This is a genomic window from Acinetobacter sp. UBA6571, from assembly GCF_002434085.1.
Lineage (GTDB): Bacteria > Pseudomonadota > Gammaproteobacteria > Pseudomonadales > Moraxellaceae > Acinetobacter > Acinetobacter radioresistens.
This window is the reverse complement of sequence record NZ_DJJJ01000015.1, coordinates 40,725-47,759: the sequence shown is the minus strand read 5'-3', so window position 1 is coordinate 47,759 and position 7,035 is coordinate 40,725. Positions and strand designations below refer to the sequence as shown.

Below are 7,035 nucleotides of genomic sequence, written 5' to 3'. Positions count from 1 at the left end.
AATTGCAGGTGTAGATGAAGCAGGGCGTGGACCATTGGTAGGTGCTGTCGTGGCAGCTGCAGTCATTCTCGATCCAGCTCGTCCAATCGAAGGTTTGAATGATTCCAAAAAACTGACAGAAAAAAAACGTGAAAAGCTTTTTGTCGAGATTCAGGAAAAAGCTTTGGCTTGGTGCATTGCAGAAGCAAGCGCTGCTGAAATTGATGAAATAAATATCTTGCAGGCTTCATTACTGGCAATGCGTCGTGCTGTGGAAGGTTTATCAATTCAACCGGATAAAGTGCTGGTCGATGGTAATAAAGAACCTGCTGGCCTAAAGATGAGCTGTGAAGCTGTAGTAGGAGGGGATGCTTTATACCAGGAAATTTCGGCCGCAAGTATTCTGGCTAAAGTAGCACGTGACCGGCAAATGGTCTTACTAGATCAACGTTACCCACATTACGGTTTTGCCAAACATAAAGGTTATCCGACCAAAGCTCATTTTGAGGCAATTGGTATACATGGTGTAATTGATGAGCATCGGCGTAGCTATGCGCCGGTTAAGAAGGTCTTGGCTTTGTTAAATGAGTAATAATTTTATCTAATTTCTCAATCACCTTAAAATATTAAAGCGGCCAATAAAGCCGCTTTACTAATCAAGAATGGCCATCTGCTATCGATTAAAATCATTTTGTGAATAATTCTCATCTTCGAAAGAAGGCTGATAGTCTTGGTCGAGGTGTTGAAGATGTTCATGCATCGCACGTTCATGCTGAATACGTTGGTAAATCTCTTCCCGGTGAACAGATACTTCTTTTGGAGCATTGACACCAATACGGACCTGGTTGCCCTTTACTCCAAGTACAGTAACACTGACTTGGTCCCCAATCATTAATGTTTCTCCGACGCGACGGGTCAGAATCAGCATGTTTATCTCCTTGCTAAACGCTAAACCTGCAAAAGCTCTAATCAAAAAAGCGAAAAGTCACAACCTTGGTATCAGAGAAAATTTTAACAGGATTATATGACAAATTAGGTAGCTGAATAAATTCTACTAAAATTTTCCAATAACCTTAATCGGTAATATAACAGAGCCACTATAGAAAAAACTATAGTGGCTTTGATTTTTTATTCTTATTCTCTGAAAGAACAGTATAACTATTGTTCTTTCAGAAAAGGCACTTAAGCGCGAACGCTGGATTCACCATGCTCGCGGTCTAGACCAAACGTAGTGTGTAAAGAGCGTACAGCCAGCTCCAGATAGTTCTCTTCAATGATGACAGAGATCTTAATTTCAGATGTAGAAATCATCAGAATATTGATGCCTTCTTCAGCCAGGCCAGTAAACATTTTGCTTGCCACGCCTGCATGGGAACGCATGCCAACACCGACAATAGAAACTTTGACGATATCATCACGAGTAGCAACTTCACGCGCACCAATCGCTTTAGCTGTTTCTTCAAGAATAGCTTTTGCTTTAGCCAGCTCACCACGGTTAACAGTGAAGGTGAAATCCGTAGTTCCATCTTCTTCAACATTCTGGATAATCATGTCGACTTCGATATTGGCTGCACCAATCGGAGACAGAATTTTAGATGCAATACCTGGCTCGTCAGGAACCCCTAGAATAGTCAGTTTTGCTTCGTCACGGTTAAACGCGATACCTGAGATGATTGGCTGTTCCATGTTATCTTCCGCTTCTGTAGTGATGAGTGTGCCCACGTTCTTTTTGAATTCTTCGTCAAATGCGCCATCTTCGTCATTGTCAAAACTTGATAATACGCGCAAAGGAACCTGATATTTACCTGCAAATTCTACAGAGCGGATTTGCAGTACTTTTGAACCAAGAGAGGCCATTTCCAGCATTTCTTCAAAAGAAATACGGTCAATTTTTTTAGCTTTTGGAGCAACACGGGGATCAGTGGTATAGACACCATCAACATCGGTGTAAATCTGGCATTCATCTGCTTTTAGTGCTGCAGCAAGTGCAACACCAGTTGTATCTGAGCCGCCACGACCAAGCGTTGTGGTATTGCCCAATTCGTCTACACCCTGAAAGCCGGCAACCACGATCACACGACCTGCATCGAGGTGTTGGGTCATAACGTCAGTGTCAATTGATTCGATACGTGCCTTGGTGAATGCGCTATCGGTTTTAATGCCAACCTGGCGTCCGGTCAATGATTTAGCGTCAACGCCAATAGAGTTCAGCGCCATTGCTAACATGGAAATCGTTACCTGTTCACCCGTAGAAACCATCTGGTCAAGTTCGCGTGGGTCAGGATTTTCGGTAATGGCTTTCGCGAGAGCAAGTAAGCGGTTGGTTTCACCACTCATTGCTGACACTACTACCACTACCTTGTGGCCGTGCTCATGCCAGCGCTTCACACGACGAGCAACATTTAAAATGCGCTCGGGGGTACCCATAGAAGTACCGCCATATTTTTGAACGATTAATGCCATAGTTGTTCCATATAAGCCATGACCCCGATTTCACCGATCAGGGTCAGTTACACAAAAAGTGAAGTTTATTTTGCTTCAAGCCAAGCAGTTAAATCTGCCATGACCTGTTCAAACTTCTCGTTAAGTGGCGCGCCACCTTGTGCCAAGTCAGGTTTACCTCCACCTTTGCCACCGAGTTCCGTTGCAAGATGTTTAATGATGTCACCTGCCTTGATAGATGAAGTGAAGTCTTTTGCTACAGATGCAATCAGGCTGACTTTGTCGCCGTCTACACCTGCAAGTACAATCACTGCATGGTCTAGTTTAGACTTGGTACTGTCGTGCAGGTTACGAAGAGATTTCGCATCCATACCCTGAACAGTGGTGATCAGTGTAGAACGACCTGCCACAGTCTGAACTTGGCTTAAAAGTTCAGCTGCCTGGAAGTTTGCCAACTTTTGGTTGAGCTGTTCAATCTGCTTCTGTAATGCGGATACATTTTCAACCGCAGTTTGAACACGCTCTACAGTTTGATCTTTTTGTGCTTTTAACAAGCTGTTAATCTGATGAATATCAGAATCTGCCTTTTGAACCAGCTCAAGCGCTTTCGTACCTGTCACTGCTTCAATACGTCGAATACCTGCGGCCACACCACTTTCAGAAGTGATTTTAAATAGACCAATATCACCTGTACGTTTAACATGAATACCACCACAGAGCTCAACCGAGAAGTTTTTCTCTTCAATAACCGAACCCATAGATAACACACGCACTTCGCTGCCATATTTCTCGCCAAACAGCATCATTGCACCTTTGGTTTTGGCAGTTTCAATATCCAGCAGTTCGGTAGTCACAGCAGTATTTGCAATAACCTCAGCATTAACAAGACGTTCGATTTGTTGAAGCTGCTCGAAAGTGACAGGCTGGTCATTGGCAAAATCAAAACGCAAAATGTCGGAAGCAACCAGAGAGCCTTTTTGCTGTACATGCGAACCCAGAATTTGGCGAAGCGCAGCATGCAACAAATGTGTTGCTGAGTGATTACGCGCAGTTGCTGCACGAAGTTCTGCTTTCACGGTTGCTTCTACATTTTGAGTAACTTTTAGGTTACCCATCGTCACGATGCCCTGGTGAACAAAAGCATTGCCAGATTTTTTAGTGTCCTGAACTTCAAAAATACCTGTTTCATTTTTGAAGATACCTGTATCACCAATCTGGCCGCCACTTTCTGCATAAAATGGCGTCTGGTTTAATACGATTAAAGCTTCGTCCCCTTCAGTAACTTCATCGACTAGAGTCCCATCTTTATAGATGGCAATAATCTGGCCCTGACCTTCAGTGGCATCATAGCCACTGAACTCGGTTTCATCTTCAACTTTAACAATGCTGTTATAGTCCACTGCAAACTTGCCTGCTTCACGCGCACGTTGACGCTGGGCAGCCATTTCTTTTTCAAAACCTGCCTCATCAATACTCAAGTCACGTTCACGTGCGATATCCGCTGTCAAGTCAACCGGGAAGCCATAAGTATCGTAAAGTTTAAATACAATTTCGCCTGGAATTATTGAGCCTTTTAGCTGAGTCAATTCACCTTCAAGAAGTTTTAAACCTTGCTCGAGTGTTTTTGCAAATTGCTCTTCTTCTTTGATCAGTGCAGCTTCGATACGTGCTTTATTGGCTTCAAGTTCCGGATAAGCTGTACCCATTACTTCAATTAGCGGCTGTAGCATTTTATAGAAGAATGTACCTGTTGCGCCGAGTTTGTTTCCATGACGTACAGCACGACGGATAATACGGCGAAGAACATAACCACGGCCTTCATTAGACGGGTTAACACCGTCAGCAATCAGGAAACAGCAAGAGCGGGCATGATCTGCAACTACTTTTAAAGAAGCCGGGTACTGAACAGGCGTATTTTTTTCTTTAGCTTCGGCTTCAAGTGAAGCGGTATCTACACCAATAATTTCGGCAGCAGCTTTAAGTAAGTGCTGAAACAGGTCAATTTCATAGTTTGAATTAACATGCTGTAAAACTGCGGAAATACGTTCGAGTCCCATACCGGTATCCACAGAAGGTGCCGGAAGTGCATGTAAAACTCCGTCAGCAGTACGGTTAAACTGCATGAAAACGTTGTTCCATATTTCAATAAAGCGATCACCATCTTCTTCAGGAGTGCCTGGCAGTCCGCCCCAAATATGGTCACCGTGGTCATAGAAAATTTCAGAACATGGACCACATGGACCTGTATCACCCATTGTCCAGAAATTATCCGAAGCGTATTTTTCACCTTTGTTATCACCAATACGGATAATGCGCTCGGCATCCAGACCAATTTCCTTGTTCCAGATATCAAAAGCTTCATCATCAGTATGATAAACCGTCGCATATAAACGGTCTTTAGGAAGTGCCAGCCATTGCTCGCTGGTTAAGAATTCCCAGGCAAACTTGATGGCATCACGCTTAAAATAATCACCAAAAGAAAAGTTACCCAGCATTTCAAAGAAAGTATGGTGGCGGGCTGTGTAGCCTACATTGTCGAGGTCATTATGTTTGCCGCCAGCACGTACACATTTCTGGCTAGAGACTGCTCGTACATAATCGCGTTTTTCTGCACCTAAAAAGCAGTCTTTAAACTGGTTCATGCCTGCGTTGGTGAAAAGCAGGGTAGGATCATTGGCGGGTACTAGTGAACTTGACGCGACACGTGTATGCCCTTGCGATTCAAAGTAACGCAAAAATGCTTCACGAATTTCAGCTGATGTCATAAAACGAGTACTCACAACCAAGTCACTCCTTAGTCTTAATTTGGTTAGGTACATCTAATTCTAAGGTCAAAAGGTGACAGCTTAGTGATTGATGTAAAGGTAAAACTTTAAAAAAACGCCAAATTATACCGGAAAATATAAGGGGCACCAACGTTTTTACCATCAAAATAGCGATAAAACCAGGATTATTCAAAAATGCTGTGTCCAAGTACAAGCTGGATGTTTTAACATAGGCATCGTTCTTTTACTGGGTAAAACAAGGATCTGGCATGCAGCGAGTGGCCATCAATGGTTTTGGACGTATCGGTCGAAATGTACTGCGTGCCTGGTTTGAAAACCCGAAAGCCTTTAATTTTGATATTGTAGCCATTAACGATATTGCTGATGTAGAAACTCTGGTTCATCTGTTCAGGTATGATACTACTCACGGCCGTTTTGCTGGGAATGTAGAAATATCACAGAAAAATGAACAGATTGTGCTAAATATTTCTGCCGGTACAAAAACACTCAATGTGCGCGTATTAAATATCGCGGAACCGGCAGCGCTTCCATGGCAGCAGCTTAATGTTGATGTTGTACTGGAATGTACCGGACTATTCCGTTCACGTGAGGCGGCTACCCGACATATTAAGGCTGGTGCGAAACGCGTTATTATAGGTGCTGCACCTTTTGACACGGTGGATGCTGCAATTGTATATGGGGTGAATCACCACGAAATTAAAGCCAGTGACCAGATTATCTCTAGCGTGTCTTGTACCACGCAGGCTTTAGTACCACTCGTCAAGATTATTGATGACGCATTTGGCATAGATACGGCCATGATGACCGAGATTCATGCCGTCACTGCAGACCAGACCGTACTGGATAAAGCTCATCGCGATCTGCGTCGTGCCCGGGCATCAGGTCAGAATATTATTCCTACTACATCTAGTGCATTGGGGGCCTTAAAACGGGTTATGCCCAAAATGGAAAACCGGATTGAAGGTTATTCGATTCGTGTACCTACAATTAATGTCGCGGCTATTGATCTGACCTTTATTTCGCATACGCCTATTACAGTACATAAAATTAATGAAGTATTAATCAAATCCGCGCAATATGATTATGCCCAGATTATGGCGGTGACCGATGAGCCTCTGGTGTCAAGTGATTTTAACCATTCACCTTATTCATTAATTGTCGATCTATCACAGACTCTGGTGGTCGGGCACCAGGCCAAAGTATTTGCCTGGTATGATAACGAGTGGGGATATGCCAACCGTTTGCTGGATTTATGCCAGTCTTTTGAATAACAGATATATAGGATGAATTAAGAAGGACTACCCGCAAAATATTTACAACACGGCCTTTAACTTTTTCTTGGGGATAATACGATGTTTTTACTGATGTGGGCTTTTATTGCTGTATTAATAATTGCGGTCATTTTTCTGTTCTGGCTAAACTTTCGCAAAGAACAGAATATGGAAACGGACTTGGATCAGCAACACCATTTGGAAGAAAAAATTGTTCTTCTGGAAGGGAATCTGAAACGTACGCTAGAAATCATGCAGGAACTGGTTAAAAGTGTACATGCTGATCGTGAAATTCTTAGCCAGACCGTAACTAAACTAAATGCGCTCGAACAACAAAATGCAGAGTTGGTGATTTTGCTTAAAAAATACCAGGCTTTGCTTGGAAAGACTGAACTAAAATAAAAGAGTAAAATTGATAATTTATATTTAAAACAGACTTTATAATTTTGAATTTTCAAAAATTCATTTTGTGCTTTGAAGTCTGATACAAAATATAAAGTGTAGCTGCTTTCTGTATGAAAAGTTTAGGCAGTAGAGTAAAAGCTCGGTAAAAGTCT

The 7,035-nt window shown here is 42.7% G+C and carries 6 protein-coding genes; 3 read left to right on the top strand and 3 right to left on the bottom strand.

What is annotated here, in order from left to right:
* Position 1 precedes the first annotated feature (1 nt).
* A complete protein-coding gene (gene rnhB / locus B3X18_RS02455; RefSeq protein WP_286935107.1) occupies positions 2-571 on the top strand; it encodes a ribonuclease HII in 570 nt (189 codons plus the stop codon).
* 81 nt (positions 572-652) lie between these two features.
* Here the strand turns inward: rnhB and csrA are convergent, their stop codons facing one another.
* From csrA to alaS, 3 genes are all read right to left on the bottom strand, one after another.
* The gene (gene csrA / locus B3X18_RS02450) at positions 653-907 is read right to left on the bottom strand and encodes a carbon storage regulator CsrA (protein ID WP_005014972.1); all 255 of its coding nucleotides are present in this window, start codon (positions 905-907) and stop codon (positions 653-655) included.
* Between the two features lie 254 nt (positions 908-1,161).
* On the bottom strand, positions 1,162-2,442 hold the full coding sequence (locus B3X18_RS02445) for an aspartate kinase (protein ID WP_005014971.1): 1,281 nt from the start codon (positions 2,440-2,442) through the stop codon (positions 1,162-1,164).
* A gap of 65 nt (positions 2,443-2,507) precedes the next feature.
* Positions 2,508-5,201, bottom strand: a complete 2,694-nt coding sequence (gene alaS / locus B3X18_RS02440) for an alanine--tRNA ligase (protein WP_171070504.1) — start codon at positions 5,199-5,201, stop codon at positions 2,508-2,510.
* 254 nt (positions 5,202-5,455) lie between these two features.
* On the opposite strand from alaS, the gene B3X18_RS02435 reads away from it, so the two are divergent.
* On the top strand, positions 5,456-6,478 hold the full coding sequence (locus B3X18_RS02435; protein ID WP_005014969.1) for a type I glyceraldehyde-3-phosphate dehydrogenase: 1,023 nt from the start codon (positions 5,456-5,458) through the stop codon (positions 6,476-6,478).
* Between the two features lie 81 nt (positions 6,479-6,559).
* Positions 6,560-6,880, top strand: coding sequence for a hypothetical protein (locus tag B3X18_RS02430; RefSeq protein WP_005014968.1), 321 nt, complete (start codon positions 6,560-6,562; stop codon positions 6,878-6,880).
* Positions 6,881-7,035: the final 155 nt, after the last annotated feature.